The organism is Nocardioides palaemonis, assembly GCF_018275325.1.
In the GTDB taxonomy this organism is placed as follows: domain Bacteria; phylum Actinomycetota; class Actinomycetes; order Propionibacteriales; family Nocardioidaceae; genus Nocardioides; species Nocardioides palaemonis.
The window spans coordinates 1,498,336-1,517,551 of record NZ_JAGVQR010000001.1 but is presented as its reverse complement, the minus strand read 5'-3'; the positions used below and the strand labels follow the sequence as shown (position 1 = coordinate 1,517,551).

19 protein-coding genes are annotated in these 19,216 nt (G+C 74.1%); 9 read left to right on the top strand and 10 right to left on the bottom strand.

All coding sequences use genetic code 11. The features are described from left to right. Positions 1-127 precede the first annotated feature (127 nt). From KDN32_RS07405 to KDN32_RS07395, 3 genes are read left to right on the top strand one after another with little or no spacing between them, the layout of a single operon-like run. On the top strand, positions 128-970 hold the full coding sequence (locus tag KDN32_RS07405) for a DUF4397 domain-containing protein (RefSeq protein ID WP_211731389.1): 843 nt from the start codon (positions 128-130) through the stop codon (positions 968-970). After that, positions 967-1,617 carry a class F sortase gene (locus KDN32_RS07400; RefSeq protein ID WP_211731388.1) on the top strand — a complete coding sequence of 217 codons (651 nt, stop codon included), beginning with the start codon at positions 967-969 and terminating at the stop codon, positions 1,615-1,617. Before KDN32_RS07405 ends, KDN32_RS07400 begins: the two co-directional genes overlap by 4 nt. Further along, on the top strand, positions 1,614-2,564 hold the full coding sequence (locus KDN32_RS07395; RefSeq protein WP_211731387.1) for a hypothetical protein: 951 nt from the start codon (positions 1,614-1,616) through the stop codon (positions 2,562-2,564). The genes KDN32_RS07400 and KDN32_RS07395 overlap by 4 nt, the downstream gene beginning before the upstream one ends. Positions 2,565-2,585: 21 nt before the next feature. Here the strand turns inward: KDN32_RS07395 and KDN32_RS07390 are convergent, their stop codons facing one another. Together KDN32_RS07390 and KDN32_RS07385 are read right to left on the bottom strand one after the other, a co-directional pair. After that, a complete protein-coding gene (locus KDN32_RS07390) occupies positions 2,586-3,236 on the bottom strand; it encodes a response regulator (protein ID WP_211731386.1) in 651 nt (216 codons plus the stop codon). Between the two features lie 32 nt (positions 3,237-3,268). Continuing rightward, positions 3,269-3,793: a flavin reductase family protein gene (locus tag KDN32_RS07385; RefSeq protein ID WP_211731385.1), complete on the bottom strand. Its 525-nt coding sequence runs from the start codon at positions 3,791-3,793 to the stop codon at positions 3,269-3,271. A 100-nt stretch (positions 3,794-3,893) separates the two neighbouring features. On the opposite strand from KDN32_RS07385, the gene KDN32_RS07380 reads away from it, so the two are divergent. Then, positions 3,894-6,122, top strand: a complete 2,229-nt coding sequence (locus KDN32_RS07380; RefSeq protein ID WP_211731384.1) for a fused MFS/spermidine synthase — start codon at positions 3,894-3,896, stop codon at positions 6,120-6,122. Between the two features lie 4 nt (positions 6,123-6,126). Here KDN32_RS07380 and macS read toward each other — a convergent pair whose 3' ends face one another. From macS to KDN32_RS07365, 3 genes are read right to left on the bottom strand one after another with little or no spacing between them, the layout of a single operon-like run. Further along, positions 6,127-7,239: a MacS family sensor histidine kinase gene (gene macS / locus KDN32_RS07375; protein ID WP_249216781.1), complete on the bottom strand. Its 1,113-nt coding sequence runs from the start codon at positions 7,237-7,239 to the stop codon at positions 6,127-6,129. Positions 7,240-7,283: 44 nt separating this feature from the next. After that, entirely contained in the window at positions 7,284-8,027 is a 744-nt protein-coding gene (locus tag KDN32_RS07370; protein WP_211731383.1) for a lysophospholipid acyltransferase family protein, read from the bottom strand. Between the two features lie 9 nt (positions 8,028-8,036). Next, a complete protein-coding gene (locus KDN32_RS07365) occupies positions 8,037-8,846 on the bottom strand; it encodes an alpha/beta hydrolase (RefSeq protein WP_307853813.1) in 810 nt (269 codons plus the stop codon). Between the two features lie 48 nt (positions 8,847-8,894). Between KDN32_RS07365 and KDN32_RS07360 the strand changes: the two genes are divergently transcribed. Next, a complete protein-coding gene (locus KDN32_RS07360) occupies positions 8,895-9,353 on the top strand; it encodes a hypothetical protein (RefSeq protein ID WP_211731382.1) in 459 nt (152 codons plus the stop codon). Here KDN32_RS07360 and KDN32_RS07355 read toward each other — a convergent pair. Further along, on the bottom strand, positions 9,290-10,732 hold the full coding sequence (locus KDN32_RS07355; RefSeq protein WP_211731381.1) for a hypothetical protein: 1,443 nt from the start codon (positions 10,730-10,732) through the stop codon (positions 9,290-9,292). The genes KDN32_RS07360 and KDN32_RS07355 overlap by 64 nt on opposite strands. Before the next feature lie 67 nt (positions 10,733-10,799). Here KDN32_RS07355 and KDN32_RS07350 point away from each other — a divergent pair, with 67 nt between their 5' ends. After that, entirely contained in the window at positions 10,800-12,038 is a 1,239-nt protein-coding gene (locus KDN32_RS07350; RefSeq protein WP_211731380.1) for an ornithine cyclodeaminase, nickel-pincer nucleotide-dependent, read from the top strand. Here KDN32_RS07350 and KDN32_RS07345 read toward each other — a convergent pair. From KDN32_RS07345 to KDN32_RS07330, 4 genes are read right to left on the bottom strand one after another with little or no spacing between them, the layout of a single operon-like run. Continuing rightward, positions 12,023-12,982 (bottom strand): ROK family protein, encoded by a 960-nt coding sequence (locus tag KDN32_RS07345; protein WP_211731379.1) that lies wholly within the window; start codon positions 12,980-12,982, stop codon positions 12,023-12,025. The two genes, KDN32_RS07350 and KDN32_RS07345, sit on opposite strands and share 16 nt — an antisense overlap. Further along, the gene (locus tag KDN32_RS07340; protein ID WP_211731378.1) at positions 12,979-13,398 is read right to left on the bottom strand and encodes a hypothetical protein; all 420 of its coding nucleotides are present in this window, start codon (positions 13,396-13,398) and stop codon (positions 12,979-12,981) included. Before KDN32_RS07340 ends, KDN32_RS07345 begins: the two co-directional genes overlap by 4 nt. Next, positions 13,395-14,597, bottom strand: a complete 1,203-nt coding sequence (locus tag KDN32_RS07335) for an ArsA family ATPase (RefSeq protein WP_211731377.1) — start codon at positions 14,595-14,597, stop codon at positions 13,395-13,397. Before KDN32_RS07335 ends, KDN32_RS07340 begins: the two co-directional genes overlap by 4 nt. Positions 14,598-14,611: 14 nt before the next feature. Beyond that, entirely contained in the window at positions 14,612-15,049 is a 438-nt protein-coding gene (locus KDN32_RS07330) for an SRPBCC family protein (RefSeq protein WP_211731376.1), read from the bottom strand. A 106-nt stretch (positions 15,050-15,155) separates the two neighbouring features. Here KDN32_RS07330 and KDN32_RS07325 point away from each other — a divergent pair, with 106 nt between their 5' ends. The 3 genes from KDN32_RS07325 (at position 15,156) to KDN32_RS07315 (ending at position 19,216) form a co-directional block, all read left to right on the top strand. Then, the gene (locus KDN32_RS07325) at positions 15,156-16,952 is read left to right on the top strand and encodes an AMP-dependent synthetase/ligase (protein ID WP_211731375.1); all 1,797 of its coding nucleotides are present in this window, start codon (positions 15,156-15,158) and stop codon (positions 16,950-16,952) included. A gap of 273 nt (positions 16,953-17,225) precedes the next feature. Next, the gene (gene cpaB / locus KDN32_RS07320; RefSeq protein ID WP_211731374.1) at positions 17,226-17,969 is read left to right on the top strand and encodes a Flp pilus assembly protein CpaB; all 744 of its coding nucleotides are present in this window, start codon (positions 17,226-17,228) and stop codon (positions 17,967-17,969) included. A 5-nt stretch (positions 17,970-17,974) separates the two neighbouring features. Further along, complete coding sequence (locus KDN32_RS07315) at positions 17,975-19,216, top strand: CpaE/TadZ family protein (RefSeq protein ID WP_211731373.1); 1,242 nt, start codon at positions 17,975-17,977, stop codon at positions 19,214-19,216.

The window sequence follows — 19,216 nt, the reverse complement described above, 5'->3', positions numbered from 1 at the left end:
CACGCAACCTACCCCCAGGGGTGCAGGCTCCTCCGACGTACCCGATATCGGGGTTGAGCCGGCCCCCGGCCGGTGTTCAGGTGAACGTGGCCCCCGCCCGGGGGTCGCTCACGGGGGGATCCACCACATGCGCAGACTGGTCCCGGCAGCCCTGGCCGCCACACTCGTCCTGCTGCCGCTGGCAGCGCCGGCCACGGCGGCCCCCACGCCCGCCCTGGTCACCGTCGTGCAGGCCGTGCCGGGGGCCGGCGTCGCGATCGCGGTCGACGGTCGACCGATCACCCGCAACGCCGCGGTCGGCGACATCGTCGGGCCGCTGGGCCTGACCCCGGGCCGCCACGACATCTCGTTCACGGGTGCCGACTTCACGGTCGACTCGACGCTCGAGGTCGGTGCCGGCGAGGCGAGCGACGTGGTCCTGCACCTGCCCGCCGAGGTCGACGGCGACCCGGTCGTCCACTCCTACGACGCACCGACCGGCGCGATCGGGCCGGGCAAGGCCCGCGTGCTGCTCGCGCACACGGCGACCGTGCCGCCCGCCGACGTGCAGGTCGACGGGCAGACGGTCTTCACCAACATCGCCAACGGCGAGTTCGCCGACGCCGACGTCCCGGAGGGCTCGATCGAGGTGGCCCTGCTGCCGTCCGGCAGCGGTGGCGACCCGATCCTGGGTCCGCTCGACCTCTCGGTCGCCGCCGGGACGCTGTCGATGGTCTACGCCTACGGCAACCCGAGCGACGGGTCGATGGCCGTCATCGCGCACACCGAGGAGCTCTCCCCCGACGGCAGCGTGGTCCCGACGCGGATCGACACCGGGTCGGCCGGGCTGGTGCGCGACGCGGTCACCACGTTCGCGGCCCCGGCCGCGCACGGCGGGCGGGGACCGCTCCTGCCGGTGGCGTTGCTGCTCGTGGTCGCGGCCGCCGCCGCGGCGGGCCGGGCCCGGTGGTCCCGATCGCGGGTCGGGTGACCCGCGCGCTGCTGCCGGTGCTCGCCGGGACCATGGTCGCCACGGTCGTGGGGTGCGCGGGAGACTTGCCCACGCCCGAGCGCACCGGAGCACCGACCGCACGCACCTCGACGGCGCCCGCCCCCGGGCCGACCACCGAACCGGCTCCGGTGCGGCGCGCACGTCGCGCACCGTCCGTGGTGGTCCCGCAGCCACCCGACCGTGCCGTGCTGCCGAGCGGGCGGTCGGTCGACGTCCGGGTCGTCGGCACGACGCCCGACGGCCTGCTCGCGGTCCCCCGCGACATCGAGGTCGCGGGCTGGTGGCGCGGTGGCTCCCGCGTGGGCGACCCGTTCGGGGCCACCCTGCTGGCCGCGCACGTGGACTCCACCACCCAGGGCCTCGGCCCCTTCGCCGAGCTGCTCACCGTCGGCCGTGGCGCGCGGGTCGAGCTGCGCGCCGGTGAGCTGCGCCAGGTCTTCGAGGTCCGCTCCCGCACGCTCGTCCCGCAGGGCCCGCTGACGGACCACCCCGAGCTGTTCGACGCCTCGGGCAGGCGGCGGCTGGTGCTGGTCACGTGCGCGCCGCCCTACGACGCCTCGCGGGGCGGCTACCAGAACCTCGCCGTCCTGACCGCTGCACCGCTCGGCCCGCCGGAGGCACCGTGAGCCGCAAGAAGCAGTACAAGAACCGACTGCCCACCGTGCTGCCGCCTGCCCCGCGGACGGCGCCGGCCGTGGAGTCGGTCCCACCCGAGCCGGAGCCCGCACCCGAGCCGGCACCCGCCCCCGAGCCGGCACCCGCGCCCGAGCCGGAGCCCGCCCCCGAACCGGAGCCCGAGGCCGGCCCCGCGCCGGCCCCGGCGTCGGCCGCAGGCACCCGCGCCACCCTCATGTGGGAGGAGGACCCGACGTCGCCGTCGCGCACCCGCACCGCGGCCGTCCTGCTGGTCCTGCTCGCCGTCGTCGTGGGAGGCGGGCTGCTCGCGGTGCGCCTGCTCGACGGGAACGACGGGCGCGAGGCGGCCGCTCCCCGCGTGGACGACCGGTCGGCCCCCACCGCGACGCCGGTGCCCCCGGGCAGCTCGCGGGTCGAGGCGACGGTGCGCCCGGGCGGCGACATCGTGGTCACCCAGGAGGTCACGTCACGCACCCCGCTGCGCGCGGTGTCGCTCGCCGTCCCCGACGTCGGGGACGCGAGCACCGTGACGGCGACGGACCTCACCGTCGAGGCCGACGGCGAGACGGTGCCGGCACCCGGGCGGCTGGCCGCCCGGCCCGCCCGGGTCACCCTGGACGACGCGACCTCCCTCGTCATCCGCTACCGCCTCGTCGGGGCGGTGGAGGGCAGCGACTCCGCGCCCGGCCGGGCCCTGGCCCTGGCGACCGCGCTCGACGTGAGCTGGACGCCGGGACCCGAGCGCGAGACCCGCGTGGTCCGCGCCCCGGGCGTCCTCTCCCTCGCGTGCACCCCGTCGCCCGACCAGGACCCCGTGCCGTGCGGGTCCTCGCGCGGCGACGACATGTGGCGCGTCGACCTCGAGGGCGAGGGCGTGGGCGACCGGGTGCTGGCCCAGCTCACCGTGCCGGGGATCGGAGACGGCGCGGCCGGGTGACCGACCGGCCGGGGCGGACGGTCAGTCCTCCGGGGTCTCGTCGAGGCCGTGCTCGATCGCCCAGCGCGTGAGCTGGACGCGGTTGTTCATCTGGAGCTTGCGCAGGGTGTTCTGGACGTGGTTCTGCACCGTGCGGTGGGAGAGGACGAGTCGGGCCGCGATCTGCTTGTAGCTCATGCCGGTCGCGACCATCCGGAGGATCTCGGTCTCCCGCTCGGTGAGCTGGTCGCGCGGGTCGTCGGCCGGCCCGTCTGCGATCCGGCGGAACTCCCCCAGCACCAGGCCGGCCAGGCCGGGGGTGAAGACGGTGTCGCCCTCGGACACCCGGACGACGGCGTCGATCAGCTCGGCGCTCGAGGCCGACTTCACGAGGTAGCCGGTGGCGCCGGCCTTGATCGCGTCGAGGACGTCGGCCTGCTCGCCGCTCGCGGACAGGATGAGCACCCGGGCGCTCGGGTCGTGCTCGAGCATCATGCTGGTCACCTGCACCCCGCTGTGGTCGGGGAGCTGGAGGTCGAGGACGACCACGCGGGGGGCGGCGGCCGGGAACCGCGCCATCGCCTCGCGGCCGTTCGAGGCCACCGCGACCACGTCGTGACCCGCCGCCTGCAGGTCGCGCTCCACGGCGTCGCGCCACATCGGGTGGTCGTCCACCACCATCACGCTGACCATGCGGACCCCCGTCCCTCGACGTCGCGACGATCCTAGTCCGCGTCGGCGGCCGGCGGGACGAACCTGCCGCGCCGGTGCAGGAGCGGGTCGCCGTCGTCACCGACGACCACCTCGTCGATCCGGCAGGTCACCAGGCGCGACCAGCCCACCTCGGCCACGGACTCCACCGAGAGCAGCGCCCAGGTCTGCGCGTGCGCGAGTCGCGGTCCGTGGTCGGTGTCGACCCACGCGGCGAGCCGCCAGGGGCCGCCGGGCGCGGGCGCCGTGCCCGCGAACGCCTCGGCCAGGCCGCGGTCCGCCCAGGCGAGCACCTGCAGCACCCCGCGGCCGCCGTCCACCAGCTCCTCGGTGAGGTCGGCGTCGGGGTCGAGCAGCCCCAGCACGCGACCGGGCTCGCCGCCCGCCACCATCCAGGACGACACGGTGAGCCCCTCGCGGCCGCTGCCGGTGCCGGCGGTCCAGAGCGACACCGTGCCGGCCAGCCGCCCGCGCAGCCGGCGTACGGGGTCGCGCTCGCCCTCGGGCTCGAGGAAGGGATGGGTGGTGTGGATCGTCACCCGGCCACGCTAGCGAGCGCCGCCGACCCGGACGAGTTGTGCCGTTGCGCGGTCACCGGGCCTCGTCGGCCCCTAGGCTCCTCGCGACGAGGGGACGAGCGTGACTGAGACGACGACGGACCGGGCCGCCCACCGACGGACCGGGGACGCGACGACGGTCGCCGGTGCCGTCCCCGGCCGGGGACCTGCGGTGGCCGTGCTGTTCGCCGCCACCTCGTTCCTGGGTGCCGGCCTGCTGTTCATGGTGCAGCCGCTGGCCGCCAAGCTGGTCCTGCCGTCCTTCGGCGGCTCCGCGACCGTGTGGAGCACCAGCTCGCTGCTGTTCCAGGTGCTGCTGCTGCTCGGCTACGTCTACGCCCACGTCTCGACGCGGCGCCTCGGTGCGCGCTGGCAGCCCCGCGCCCACCTCCTCCTGCTCGCGCTGCCGCTGCTGGCGCTGCCGATCGCGCTGCCCGCCCAGTCGGCGCCCGCGGCCGACGGCAGTCCCGTGCTGTGGCTGCTGCGCACCCTCCTGCTGCTGGTGGGCCTGCCGTTCGCGGTGCTCTCGGCCACCGGCCCGCTCGTGCAGCGGTGGTACGCCTGGTCGGGCGGCCCGCGGTCGGACGACCCGTACTTCCTCTTCGCGGGCAGCAACCTCGGCAGCTTCGCGGGGCTGCTCGCCTACCCGTTCCTCGTCGAGCCCCACCTGACCCTGACCCAGCAGCGGGTGGGGTGGTCGGTCGCGTTCGTCGGGTTCCTCGTCCTGATGGCGGGCTGCGCGCTGACCGTGCGCCGCCCCGCGCCCGGGACGCGCACCACCCCCGCGGCGGCGCGCCCCGCTCCTCCCTCGCGCCGGCAGCTCGCGCGCTGGTGCCTGTGGGCCTTCCTGCCCTCCAGCCTGATGCTCTCGGTGACCGCCCACCTGTCGACCGACATCGCGGCGGTCCCGCTGCTCTGGGTGCTGCCGCTCGCCGCCTACCTCGCCTCGTTCGTCGCGGCCTTCGCCCGCACCGCGCGCAGCGTGCCGGCGCGGCTGGTCGTGCCCTGCGTGAGCGTCGCGGTGACGACCGGCCTCACGTCGGCCCTCGGCAGCTCACGGCTCGCGCCGGTCGTCGTGCTGGTCGTGGTCGCCAACGTGGCCTCGGTCGCGCTCGCGGGCTTCGCCGCCCACGCGCGGCTCGCGGCGAGCCGCCCGGAGCCGGAGCACCTCACGCTGTTCTACCTCGTCGTCTCGGTGGGTGGCGCGCTCGGCGGGCTGCTCAACGGCGTGGTCGCCCCCCTGCTGTTCGACGGCACGTGGGAGCACCTCCTCACCGTCGCCCTCCTGCCGGTGCTGGCCGTGGGCGTGCTGCCGCCCGCCTGGACCCGCCGCCGCGTCCTGGCCGTGGTCGCGGCCGCAGTGGGCGGCGTGGCCGTCGTCGCGACGCTCGGCCTGCTGCTCCCGGACACGTTCGACGCCGCGACGACCGCGATCCTGCTCGGCTCGGTGGTGCTCGCGGTCGTCACCGGCTGGCTGACGCTGCGCGCACCGGCGGCGCTGACCGTGACCCTGCTGCTCGCCTCCCTCGCGGTCGTCGTGGTGGAGGAGCGCGCGTCGCTGCTCACCGAGCGCACCTTCTACGGCAGCTACCGGGTGCAGGAGGTCGACGGCACCCACCGGTTGCTGCACGGCACGACCGTCCACGGCAGCCAGTTCCTCGACGCCGGTCGGGCCGGCACGCCCACGACCTACTACGCGACCGACGGGCCCCTCGGCGACGCCGTGGCCGCGAGCGGCGCCCGGGACCTCGGCGTCGTCGGGCTCGGCGCCGGGGCGATCGCCGCCTACGACGTCGACCGGGTCACCTTCTTCGAGATCGACCCGGTGGTCGCCGACATCGCGCGGGACCCGCGCTGGTTCGGCTACCTCGCGGACTCCACGGCCCAGGTCGACGTGGTCGTCGGCGACGGCCGCCTGGCTGCCGCGGCGGTGCCGGAGGCCTCCTACGACCTGCTGGCCCTCGACGCCTTCAGCTCCGACTCGATCCCGGTGCACGTGCTGACCCGCGAGGGCGTGCAGGTCTTCCTCGACCGGGTCCGTCCCGACGGCGTGCTCGCGGTCCACATCAGCAACCGCGTCTTCGACCTGCGCCCCGTCTTGGCCGCACACGCGCGCGACCTCGGCCTCCGCGCGGTCATGGGCACCGGCGGCGAGGGGCCGGGCGCGGTGCGCAGCGAGTGGGTCGTGCTGACCCGCTCCGACGCGGTGGCCGACGACCTGCTGGCGCGCGACCGCTGGGAGCCGCTGCCGTCGTCCCCGACCGTGACGTGGACCGACGACTACTCGTCGGTGCTCTCCGTCCTGCGCTGAGCGGTCACGCGGGAGGCTCGACCGGGACGGTCAGCTCCCACTCGGTCCCCCACGACCCGCTGTCGACCCGCGCGGCACCACCCAGGTCCTCGATCCGGCCGCGGATCGACGAGGCGACGCCGAGGCGGCCGTCCGCGGCGGCCTGCTCGAGGCGACCGGCAGCGATCCCGGGTCCGTCGTCGCGCACCGAGACGGTGACCTCGTGGGGGCCGGCCTGCGCGAGCACCCACGCCGACGCGTCCGCCCCGGCGTGGGCCAGGACGTTGTCGAGGCACGCGCGGACCGCGGCCACGGTCTCCTCGGCCACCCGGGCGTCGACGAGCACCGCCGACCCCGGCGTGGCGACGTCGACCCGGACCGGGTGCGCGGTGGCCATCGCCTCGAGGGCGCCGGCGAGGTCGACGCGGCCGCCGGGTGCGTCCGGCACGGTGTCCTGCTGGCGGATGAGGGAGCGCAGCCCGCGCTCCTGCTCGCCGGCCAGCCGGGCGAGCTCGGCCCACTCGCCGCCTGCGGCGGTGCCGCGCCGCTGGGTCATCGCGAGGACCTGGAGCACGCCGTCGTGCACCGCGCGCGCCAGCCGGGTCCGCTCCTCGGCGGCGGCGGCCGCCCGCTCCGCGGCGTCCCGCTCGCGCGCCATCCGCTGCAGCGACTCGCACATGAACCCGACGATCGGGCCACCGATCAGGATGAGGAAGGTGTTGCCGTAGTTGCCCTGGTCGACGTCCGAGCGGGGCAGCAGGTCGAACGCGGCGATGAGGGCCGCCGCCACGAGCCCGCCGCGCCAGTGCCAGTGGATCGCCCACGCGAACAGGGCGCCCATCACGTAGAAGCCGGGGATCGTCGCGTTGAACTCCGGGGACTTCACCCACGGGGTGACCGCGAGCGCGGCCAGCACGACGGTGAGGTCGGCCACCAGCAGGACGGGCCGGCGCCGCGTGCGGTCGCGGTAGAGCCAGATCGCGGCGCCGGTCCACGCGACGAGGGCGACCACCACCAGGAGCCCGACGGTCGGGTGGTCGAAGTTGTCGCGACGGTAGGCGTTGAGGCCCACCATGTTGACCGTCACCACCACCCGCACGATTGCGAGGGCGGAGTGGAGCCGGTCCTCGACCGCCAGGGCCGAGTCGGCGCGCGGCGCCGCGGCCGACGACGTCGGGGTGCTCAGGACGCCTTCTGCTTCGGCTGCTCCGGCTCCTTGGCCTGCTCCTTGGCCTGCTCCCTGGCCTGCTCCTTGGCGAGCTCCTTGGCCTTGGTGGCGTAGAGGTCGACGTACTCCTGCTCCGAGAGCCGCATGATCTCGTACATGATCTCGTCGGTGATCGAGCGCAGGATGTAGCGGTCGTTCTCCATCCCGGCGTACCGGGAGAAGTCGAGCGGCTTGCCGAACCGCACGACCGGCCGCGTCCACGTGCCGTAGACCTTGCCGGTCGGAGCGACCACGTCGGTCCCGACCACGGCGCACGGGATGACCGGCGCGCCGGACTCGAGCGCGAGGCGGGCGACGCCGGTCTTCCCGCGGTAGAGCCGGCCGTCGTGCGAGCGGGTCCCCTCGGGGTAGATGCCGAACAGGTCGCCCTCGGCCAGGATCTTCATGGCCGACTTCATCGCGCCCTCGGCCGCGTTGGCCCCGGAGCGGTCGATCGGCACCTGCCCGGCGCCGGTGAAGAACTTCTTCTGGAACCAGCCCTTGACGCCGGGGGTGGTGAAGTACTCCGCCTTGGCGACGAAGGTGACGCGCCGGTTGAGGGTGAGCGGCATGAACAGCCAGTCGGCGTAGGACAGGTGGTTGCTCGCCAGGATCGCCGGTCCGTCGGCCGGCACGTGCTCGACCCCGTAGGCCTTGGGCCGGAAGACGAGTCGCAGCACGGGCCCGAGGGCGATCCACTTCAGGAACCAATAGAGCACGGGTCGACTCTAGCTCCGCTCGGCCGTAACGCGCGCGATGAAGTCCGCCGACTCCGCGAAGATCCGCGGGGCGTCGTTGTCGAGGGTCGCGACGTGATAGCTGTCCTCGAGGACGCGCTCCTCGAAGTCCTTCGAGGACAGGCCGGCGTTGAGCGCCCGCGACGAGGAGATGTCGACGACGTGGTCCTCCGCGGAGCGGAAGAACAGCACCGGGACGGTGATGCGCGGCAGGTCGCGGCGCAGCTCGGCGTAGCCGGCGAACATCGACGCGGCCGCCTTGAGCGGGGTCATCGGGTAGCCGTGCTCGTCGGCGCCGGGCTTCTTGATGTCGTTGGCGATGCCGGGGAACGCCGGGACGACGTGCTTGAGGACCGGCAGCGCCTTGACGTCCTTGCGGAGGGTGTCGACAGCGGGGTTGACCAGGCAGATGCCGGCCAGGCCGTCGCCCTTGTCGGCCGCGAGGCGCAGGCACAGCGCGCCGCCCATCGACAGCCCGACGGCCACCACCGCGTCGTTCTCGGCCGCGAGCCTGTCGTAGGCCCCCTCCACCGTGGCGACCCAGTCGGCCCACCCCACCCGGTTGAGGTCCTGCCAGCGGGTGCCGTGGCCGGGCAGCAGCGGCATCTCGACCGCGTAGCCGCGAGCTGCCAGGTCCTCGGCCCACGGCCGCACCGAGAACGGGTTGCCGGTGAAGCCGTGCTGGACCAGCACGCCGACCCGGCGCCCGCCGGTGAGCTCGGGTCGGGCCGGCACCGACATCGGCGCGACGAGGGCAGGGTCGAGCGGCGCCTCCGGGGCGCCTCGGAACGGGATCCTCACGACGGGGAGTCTGCCGCATCCGAGGGGTCCACGGGTACCGTGGCGCACGTGACGACCCCGGGCGACGACAGCCGCACCGAGCAGGCGTGGCGCGAGATCGTCGAGAACTACGGCGAGCGGGCGGTGCTGCCCGACGAGGACGCGCGGCGACCTGCGCCGGAGCGTGCCGTGGAGCCCGTGGACGACGCGGATGACCACCACGCCGAGGCGCCGGCGGACGACCTGGACGACACCCACGACGACCTCCACGAGGTCGCCGAGGTGGACCGGTTCCGCCCGCCTCCCGCGCCCCCGCTCCCCCGCCCCCGCACCTGGCAGCGCGGGGTGGCCTGGTCCGGCGTGTTCGTGGCACCGCTGCTGGCCCTCGTGATCGGCCTGTTCTCGATCTACGTCAACCCGCTCGTCGGGTGGGCGCTGCTGGCCTGGTTCGTGGGCGGCTTCGGCTACCTCGTGCGGGAGATGCCTCGCTCGCCGCGCGACCCCTGGGACGACGGCTCCCGGGTCTGAGCGCCGTCGTGCGCCGGGCCGGTCGCGGCGAGCACCGGGTCGTCGGTGGACCACGAGACCGCCGCGAGGACGAACGCGGCGCTGATGAACGCGTAGTAGTTCATGAACCCGAACTTCGACGTCAGCACCGTCACCAGCAGGCTCAGCGCGATGCCGACCGACACCGCCGTGGCGCCGGGCCGGGTGCGCCACGCGACGACCGCGGACGTGAGCAGGCCGAGCACTGGTGACAGCGACAGCACCCATTCGGGCAGCCCGCCGAGGGCCTGCTTGAGTGCGGGCAGCAGCGAGACCGCGTCGTCGCGGAAGGGCTGGCGGAACTGGAGCTCGACCGCCGAGCGGACGAAGGCGTGGAGGTCCCAGACCACGAACGGCACGAGCACCGCGGACCCGATCGCGGCGGCCAGGAACACCGTCCGCCACCCGGCCGACCGAGCCACGCTGAGCAGCGCGGGCAGGTACGACACGGCGTACTGCTTCGAGGCGAAGAGCAGGCCGAGCGGCACGGCCGTCCACGACCGGCCGGACCGGATGCCGACCACGCTCAGCGCGAGCAGCCCGATCATCACCGGCTCGACCCAGTAGCCGATCACCACGGTCGACGACGTGCTGCCGCACACCAGCACCAGGGCCGTGACCCGGCCGAGCACGTCGGTGGCCAGGTGCCAGGCGACCGCCGCCGCGAGGAGCAGGCACGCGAGGTGCATCCACCGCGGGTCGCCGAGGAGGAGGTGGGCCGGGACGTCGAGCAGCAGCGGCGCCGGCAGGTACGGGAAGCCGTACTGGACGACGCCGTCGCGCACCACGCCCGGGCCGTAGAACAGGTTGGTCTCGACCGGGCCGTAGGGGTTGTCGATGGTGATCGCGTAGGGGGACGTGCCGTGCAGGAACGCGTCGAGGCCACCGCGCAGGAACCCGGCGACGTCGATCTCCACCTCGGCCAGCAGGATGCGGGCGCCGGCGAGCACCGCGAAGGACGCCAGCAGCACCCACAGGCCGCGTCGTCGCCACGCCGGGCCGCCCCACACCGCCAGCGCCGCAGCACCGAGCATGAGGGCGGCGAGGACCGCGCCGGCCCACGGCGGCACTCCCGAGTCCGCCGCCAGGTAGGCGTTCCCGCCGATGCCCAGGGCGCTGATGACGGCCACCACCGCGACGACCAGGCCCTCGCGGACCGGCTCGGCGCCGCGCCGTCCGACGAGGGAGCCCAGGCAGGTCACGACCAGCACCAGCAGGACGAGGGGCATCACGACCGTCGGCCGCACCGACGAGTACTGGAGGGTGCACGTCGCGGCCAGGACGGCTGCCGCGGCCCGCGGCAGCGCGACCCGCGACGTCGCCGGGGACAGGTCGTCGCGCGGTGCGGCGTGGTCGGGCATGGCGAGGAGTCAACCATCCTTCGTGTCCCGCGTACGCGAGTTCGATCGACCAACTAGGGTCTCGCCGGTGGGGACGAGCGAGACCGTTGAGGTCACCGGACACCTGATGGACAGCGGGATCCTGTCGCGGATCCTCGACGACATCCGTGACTACGGCGGCGACTACGTCATCGACCGGTTCGACGTGGGCCACGAGGCCGACGACCCCAGCCGCGCGCGGATCACCGTCCAGGCCGAGGACGACGCGTCCCTCCAGCGACTGCTGATGCGGCTGCAGACGCGCGGCGTGAACCCGCTCTCCCCCGGCGAGGCCGCCACCGCGCCCGCGGAGCGCGACGGCGTGCTGCCCGACGGCTTCTACTCCACCACCAACCTCGACACCCGCGTGCACCTCGACGGCGCCTGGCGCATGGTGGAGAACCCCGAGATGGACTGCGGGCTCGTGGTGCTCCGCGCCGCCGACGGCACCGTGCGCATACGCACCCTGCCGATGGCCGACGTCCGCGCCGGCATGGAGGTGGTGGTGGGTGCCTCGGGCATCCAGGTCGCCACGCCCGAGGCCGGCGGCGCGCTGGATCCCACGGCCGGCGCCGACGACGACGTCCTCGACAAGCCCCAGGCCGTGCTCGTGCGCCAGGTGGCCGACGGCATGCGCCGCACCCGTGCCGACGGCAAGCGGCTGCTCTGGGTCGCCGGGCCCGGCGTGGTGCACACGGGTGCCGTGCCGGCGCTCGTGGCCCTCATCGGCGCCGGGTTCGTCGACACCCTGTTCGCCGGCAACGCGCTGGCCACCCACGACATCGAGTCGGCCATCTACGGCACCAGCCTGGGGGTCGACCTGACCATGTCGCAGGGTGTGGAGCACGGCCACGAGCACCACGTCCGCGCGCTCAACACCGTCCGCAAGGCGGGATCGATCGCCCGGGCGGTCGCCGACGGGACCGTGACGAGCGGGATCATGCACGCCCTGGTCACCCACGGGAAGGACTTCGTCCTCGTGGGCTCGGTCCGCGACGACGGCCCCCTGCCGGACGTCCACACCGACGTGCTCGAGGGCCAGCGCGCGATGCGTGCGCGGATCCAGGACGTCGGCTACTGCCTGATGATGGCCACCCAGCTCCACTCGGTCGCGACCGGCAACATCCTGCCGGCGAGCGTCCCGCTGGTGTGCGTCGACATCAACCCCGCCACGGTCACCAAGCTGACCGACCGCGGGTCGAGCCACGGGCGCGGCATCGTGACCGACGTCGGGCTGTTCCTCGAGCAGCTCGCGCTCGAGCTGGTGCCGGACTACCGCAGGGCCTGAGCGGCGAGCAGCGCCGCACCGACCATCCCGGACCGAGGTCCGAGGCTCCCGGCCACCAGCTCGGGGACCGTGCGGTGGCTCCCCCCGACCAGCGAGCGCCGCAGCGCCGCGCGGGCGGGCTCGAGCAGCCTGTCCCCCGCCGCGGACACCCCGCCGCCGACCACCACCAGCTCCGGGTCGAGGGCGGCGACCAGGTTGGCGGTGCCGACGCCCAGCCAGTCGCCGACCGACGCGAACGCGCGACGCGCGACCAGGTCGCCCTGCTCGGCCGCGGCGGTCACCATCGGGCCGGTGACCGCCTCGGGGACGCCGGCCATCTCGGCGAGGACCGACGGCTGCTCGGCCATCAGCGCCCGGGCGTCGCGCACGAGTGCGTTGCCCGAGGAGTACTGCTCCCAGCAGCCCTGCCGGCCGCACTCGCAGGAGCGACCCTCCGGCACGACCTGCATGTGGCCGAACTCGCCCGCCATGCCGTTCGCGCCGCGCAGCACCCGGCCGTCGAGCAGCAGCGCGCCACCGATGCCGGTGCCCATGGTGATCATCAGGGCCGACGACGCCCCCCGTGCCACGCCGTGGTGCGCCTCCGCGCGGGCCGCGCAGTTGGCGTCATTGTCGAGCGCGACCGGGCAGCCCAGCCGCTGCTCCAGCAGGTCGCGCAGGGGCTCGCCCTGCCACGGCAGGTGCGGGGCGAACATGACCCGCTCCCCCGCCGAGTCGACGAAGCCCGCGGCCGCCACGCCGACCGCGGCCAGCGGCCGGTCGGCCGTCGCGTCGAGGACGGCCGCCACGAGCGCGTCCTCGACCTCGCCGGTCCGTACCCGGCGGCCCGGGGTGGTACGCCGCGCCGTCGCGCCGACCCGGCCATCGGGCTCGACCACGCCGGCCAGGACCTTGGTGCCCCCGATGTCGACACCGACCACGACGCCGGCGGCAGGCAGGCTCACTCGTCCGCCGGCCAGGCGTCGGTGCCGTCGGGGTCGTCGAGGTCGATGTGCTCGACGTCGTCGCGCCCGGCGCGGCTCCGGCCGGCGGCGCCCGCGGTGTCGTGGGCGGCCACCAGGGCGCTCGCGGCGTGGGCCAGGGAGGTGACGGCCGCCGCCAGGTGACCGGTGACCTCGGGGCCGAGCTGGCGGACCGCGTGGACGGTGCGGCAGACCGGGCACACGGTGCACTCCGCGGCCCCGGTCGCCAGGTGCTCGTCGAGGTCGCGAGCCGACGCGACCGCCTGCGCGGCCAGACCGGCCAGGCCCTCGCCTGCCTCGTCGGCGTGCTCGCGCGCCCACCCGGACAGCGCCCCGAGCAGCTTGGCCGCCTCCTCGCCGAGGGAGCCCACCTCGTGGGCGTCGCCCGCCTCGCTCACGTCGTCTCCTGCCGGTCGGGTCTGTCGGGTCGGGGATCGGGAGCGAGGAACCTGACCTGGAGCTCCCCGTCGCGCACCCGCGCCCCCGCCACCCGGTGCCGCGCCAGCCCGGGGGGCAACGTCAGGAGGCGACGATACGACGCGACCGAGACGACCAGCTCGTCCCCCCGGCGCGCGAGCCGGACGTCGTCCTGGGCGGCCAGCGGCACCGGGAGGGCCAGGACCCGGCCCCCGGCGCCCTCGCGCACGGACATCACCGGGGCACCGCCGGCTCCGGCGAGCGGGTCCGCGTCGCCGTAGACGTCGCGCGCCAGCGCGAGCAGCTCGGCCCGCCCGACCGGCTCCACCGCCCGGTAGACCGACGTGCGCAGGTCGAGCCCGGCGAAGGAGTCCGCGGCGTCGGCGAGGACGCGGCGCTGGGCCGCCACCCACGTCGTACGCCACTCGTCCGCACCGTCGACGGGGAAGACGCGGTTGACCACCGCGGCGTCGACGGCGTAGCCGAAGAGGGACAGGTGGGTGTAGGCGCGCCGGGCCTCGGCGAGCACGACCGACTCCGGGGTGAGGACCAGGCGGACGGAGGCGCCGGGCCCGGTCAGCACGGCGCGGGCGTCGTCGAGCTCGGCGTGCAGCCGCTGGACGGCGTCGAAGACGGGGTCGCCCGGCATCGGCACCCCGGCGGCCCGGCTGAGGACCGGCTTGAGGGCCCGCACCACGCGCCGCTCCACGGGCAGCACCCGGTCGACGTACCACCCGAGGGCCTCCGGCAGGGCGAGCAGGCGCAGCGTCTCGGCGGTCGGCGCGCAGTCGACCACGATCACGTCCCACTCCCCCGACCGGGCCTGCGCGCGCACCTCCAGCAGCGCGAGCACCTCCTCGGCGCCCGGGAGGACCGTGAGCTCCTCCGCGGCCACCGGGTCCACGCCGGCGACGTCCATCACGTCCAGGAGGTAGCGCTGGACGTCGCCCCACGACTGCTCGAAGCGCCGCTGCGCGTCGACGTGCTGGAGCCACAGCAGCGGCGCCACCTCGACCGGGTCGCTGCCGGAGGGCGCGTCGAGGGCGTCGGCCAGCGAGTGCGCCGCGTCGGTGGACATCACCAGGGTCCGGCGGCCGGCCTCCGCGCTGGCGCACGCGACGGCCGCGGCCAGGGTGGACTTGCCGACGCCGCCCTTGCCGGTGAAGAGGAGGATCCGCACCGGGACCGTGACCGTCAGAGCGACTCGACGCGCTTCTTGAGCCCCTTCAGCGCGGTGTCGATGAGGATCTTCTCGCCCTTGCGCTTGAGCATCCCGATCAGCGGGATGCTCACGTCGAGCGCGAGGCGGTAGGTCACCTCGGTCGACCCGTCGCCGCGGTCCGCGAGGGTGTAGGCACCGTCGAGCATCTTCAGCATGTTGCCCTCGACCAGCGACCAGGTGACCTCGCGGTCGCCGTGCCAGTCGTAGGCGAGGGTGTACTCGTCCTTGATCGGCGAGACGTCGAGGGCGAAGTGGACCTGGTCGGCGCGACCCGCCGTGCCGGGGGCGACGACCTCCGCGACCTGCACGCCCTTGGCCCACTCCGGGTAGGACTCGAAGTCGGCGATGACGGCCATGACGTCGGCCGGAGGGGCGTCGATGGTGATCGACGAGGAGGTCTGTTCGGCCATGGCCGGAGCCTAGCCCACGGGCGCGGCCCCTCCCGGCGCACAGTCGCCCCGACAGGCGGCGATAGCCTGCGCTACGCACATCGTCACCGATCCGGGAGGTTCCCCCGTGCGTGAGTTCGCAGCGGCGCTCTCCATCTCCGTCCCGACCACCGGGAACCTCACCGACGACGTCGTCGCCAACGCCACGCAGGCACCCGACGCCGTCGTGTTCAGCCGGCGCTCGGGCGCGGAGTGGACCGACGTGACCGCCGCCGAGTTCCACGACGAGGTGCGCGCGGTCGCCAAGGGCCTCGTCGCCGCCGGCGTCGAGGTCGGCGACCGGGTCGCACTGCTGTCCAAGACCCGCTACGAGTGGACCCTGCTCGACTACGCGACCTGGTTCGCGGGTGCCGTGGGCGTGCCGATCTACGAGACCTCGTCGGCGGAGCAGATCGGCTGGATCCTCTCCGACTCCGGCGCGCGTGCCGTCGTCGCCGAGGGTCCCGACCACCTCGCCCGGGTGCGCGAGGCCCGCGAGGCCGGCGACATGCCGGAGCTGCAGCACGTGTGGTCGATCCAGGACAACGCCGTCGACGTGCTCCGGCGCCTCGGCTCGGACATCACCGACGAGGCCCTGGAGGAGCGGCGCACCGCCGCCACCCCCGACGACCTCGCGACGCTGATCTACACCAGCGGGACGACCGGCCGACCCAAGGGCTGCATGCTCACCCACGGCAACTTCATGTTCGAGCTGGGCGTCGCCGTCGACGAGCTGTCCGACCTGTTCGACACCGAGGACTCCTCCACCCTCCTGTTCCTCCCCCTGGCGCACGTCTTCGCCCGGATCATCCAGATCGGCGCGGTCAAGAGCCGCACCCGGCTGGGCCACAGCGCCGACATCAAGAACCTCGTCACCGACCTCGGCGAGTTCCGTCCGACCTTCATCCTCGCCGTGCCCCGCGTGTTCGAGAAGGTCTTCAACAGCGCCTCGCAACGGGCGACCGCCGACGGTCGCGGAGCGATCTTCGACCGCGCCGCCGACGTCGCGATCGCGTGGTCCCGCGCGCTGGACGGCCCGCGGGTCCCACTGCGGCTGCGCGCGCAGCACGCACTCTTCGACCGCCTCGTCTACGGCAAGCTGCGCCAGGCGCTCGGTGGCCGCTGCGCCCACGCGGTGTCGGGCGGCGCCCCGCTGGGTGACCGGCTGGGTCACTTCTACCGCGGCATCGGCCTCAGCGTGCTCGAGGGCTACGGCCTCACCGAGACGACCGCCGCGCTCGCGGTCAACCTCCCCGGCGCGCAGAAGATCGGCACCGTCGGCCGCCCGATCCCCGGCACGGCCGTCCGCGTCGGCGACGACGGCGAGCTGCTCTTCCGCGGCGGCCAGGTCTTCACCGGCTACTGGGGCAACGACGCCGCCACCCACGAGGCGATCGACGCCGACGGCTGGTTCCACACCGGCGACGTCGGCGAGGTCGACGACGAGGGCTTCGTCCGGATCACCGGCCGCAAGAAGGAGATCCTCGTGACCGCAGGCGGCAAGAACGTCGCGCCGGCCGTGCTCGAGGACCGGCTGCGCGCCCACGCGCTCGTCGACCAGTGCCTGGTCGTCGGCGACGGGCAGCCGTTCATCGGAGCCCTCGTCACCCTCGACCGCGAGACGTTCCCCGCGTGGGCGGAGCAGCACGGCAAGACCGGCACGATCGCCGACCTGGTCGACGACCCCGACGTGGTGGCCGCCGTGCAGGACGCGGTCGACGAGGCGAACAAGGCGGTCTCGAAGGCCGAGTCGATCCGCAAGTTCACGATCCTCGAGGGCGAGTGGACCGAGGAGGGCGGGCAGCTCACCCCGAGCCTCAAGCTCAAGCGCAACGTCGTGGTCCGCGAGGCGCGCGCCGACATCGAGGCGCTCTACCTCTCCTGATCCCGACCCACCGGCCCCGGTCTCGGGCTAGACCATGACTAGTCGGGACTAGTCCTTTCGGGCCATGCCCGGACCACCTTCGGGTGGTTTGTGCGGCTTAGCCCTCCGCGCCTCTGACCCGGTCCTATGGTCATCCGTGCACGGAGGGACGTCGGGGCCCTCCGGGACCCCCGAACGGTGACGGCACCTCCCCACCTTCGACGGTCGGCACACCACCCGGCACGTTGTTGAGCGTTTCCACCCCCCGTGGAACTGACCTCGAAGGAATGCCTGATGGCGCGTCGTTCCGTAATCCTCGCCCTGGCCATCGTCACGGCCCTCGTCGGCACGATGCTCATCGTGCTCTACGTCCAGGGCATCGACAACCGGGCCACCCAGGGCCAGGAGCTCGTCGAGGTCCTGGTCGCCAAGGACGTCGTCAGCGCCGGCGAGACCGTCGCCGCCGCCGAGGAGTCCGGCAAGTTCGAGAAGAAGCAGGTGCGCCGCGAGGACCTCGTCCCGGGCTTCCTCTCCTCCTCCACCAGCATCACCGGGCTCGTCGCGACCGGGAACATCTACCCGGGCGAGCAGCTGATCGCCGACAAGTTCGGCAGCGTCGGCGACACCCAGAGCCTGGTCATCCCCGACGACAAGCTCGCGATGTCGGTCGAGCTGACCGACCCCGAGCGCGTCGCCGGCTTCGTCAACCCCGGCTCCGAGGTGGCGGTGTTCGTCACGGTGAGCGACCCGAAGTCCTACACCCGGGTGCTGCTCACCCGCGTGACGGTGATCGGTGTCGGCCAGACGACGACCACGTCGCGGACCGTGACCGACCAGACCGGCGCGCAGACCATCGAGGAGGTGCCCAAGACGATCCTCACCCTCGCGCTCAGCCAGAAGGAGACCGAGAAGCTCATCTGGGCCGACCGCTTCGGCGACCTCAACTTCGCGCTGCTGAGCGAGAAGACCACGGTGAACGACGAGAAGGGCGTGGACGCTCCCATCGTCGTCCCCGGCCTCCCGGCGATCGCGGGCTGATCGCGATGACCACCATCCTGGAGACCGACGCCGGCCAGCGGTCCATCCTGCAGGCGATGCTGCACGGGTCCACCGCGGTCGCCAGCGTGGCCGACCTGCACTCCCACGTCCAGGGCGCGACGCACGAGTTCGCGGTCGTCATCGGCCCCGGCATCACCACGGGCGAGGCCACCGAGTTCGCCGAGTGGGCGCGCGTCAACCGCCCCGACCTCGGCGTGATCCTGCTGCGTGACACCGTCGACGCGAACGCGCTGGCCATGGCGCTGCGCAGCGGCATGCGCGAGGTCGTCCAGAGCAAGGACCTCGCCGGCATCACCACCGCCGTCCAGCGCGCCCGGTCCGTGGCCAGCGCCATCGGCCAGACCATGCTCGGCGAGGTGCAGGCGGCCGCCGAGGAGGCGAAGGCGCGCCTCGTGGCCGAGGCCGAGGCCGAGCGGGCCGCCGCCGCGGCGCCGACCGGTCAGCTGTTCACCGTCTTCTCCACCAAGGGCGGGGTCGGCAAGAGCCTGGTCGCCGTCAACACCGCCGTCGCGCTGTCGCAGAAGGGCCACCGGGTCTGCCTGGTCGACCTCGACGTCAACAGCGGCGACGTCGCCATCATGCTCCAGCTGTCGCCCAGCCGGAACGTCAACGACCTCGTTGCCTTCCGCGGCGGGATCGACCAGGGGGCCGTCGAGTCCCTGCTCACCTCGCACTCGGACCGGCTGTCCGTGGTCGCCGCGCCCGTGACGCTCGACTCGCCGGACCAGGCGTCCGGTGAGGAGATCGGCCAGATGCTCGACGGCCTCAAGGCGCTGTTCGAGTACGTCGTGGTCGACACCTCGGGCGTGTTCGACGACCAGGCGCTCGCCGCGCTGGACCGCTCGGACTCGATCATCCTGGTCGGCACGCTGGACATCCCGGCCCTCAAGGGCCTCAAGCTCGCCGCCAGCACGCTCGACCTGCTGAACTTCTCGCGCAGCTCGTGGCGCTTCGTGCTGAACCGGGCCGACGCCAAGGTGGGCCTCACGCAGGCCGAGTACGAGTCGACGCTCGGGGTCAAGGCAGACGCCACGATGGTCTCGAGCCGTGAGGTGCTCGCGGCCGTCAACCGCGGGGAGGCCCTCGTCACCGCCTTCCCCGGCAACCCGAACAGCAAGGCGCTCGTCGCTTTCGCCGGCACGCTGGCGACCGCGCACGCGTCGGCCGACGTGGCCGCCGCCGACACCGGCCGCAAGGGCGGCCGGCTCCGCATGAGGAAGGGCTGA

What these genes read in the sequence shown, in the direction of transcription:
- KDN32_RS07405 (WP_211731389.1), top strand. Translation starts at nt 128, where the DNA reads ATGCGCAGACTGGTCCCGGCAGCCCTGGCCGCCACACTCGTCCTGCTG.
- KDN32_RS07390 (WP_211731386.1), bottom strand. Translation starts at nt 3,236, where the DNA reads ATGGTCAGCGTGATGGTGGTGGACGACCACCCGATGTGGCGCGACGCC.
- KDN32_RS07355 (WP_211731381.1), bottom strand. Translation starts at nt 10,732, where the DNA reads ATGCCCGACCACGCCGCACCGCGCGACGACCTGTCCCCGGCGACGTCG.
- KDN32_RS07330 (WP_211731376.1), bottom strand. Translation starts at nt 15,049, where the DNA reads ATGGCCGAACAGACCTCCTCGTCGATCACCATCGACGCCCCTCCGGCC.
- cpaB (WP_211731374.1), top strand. Translation starts at nt 17,226, where the DNA reads ATGGCGCGTCGTTCCGTAATCCTCGCCCTGGCCATCGTCACGGCCCTC.
- KDN32_RS07315 (WP_211731373.1), top strand. Translation starts at nt 17,975, where the DNA reads ATGACCACCATCCTGGAGACCGACGCCGGCCAGCGGTCCATCCTGCAG.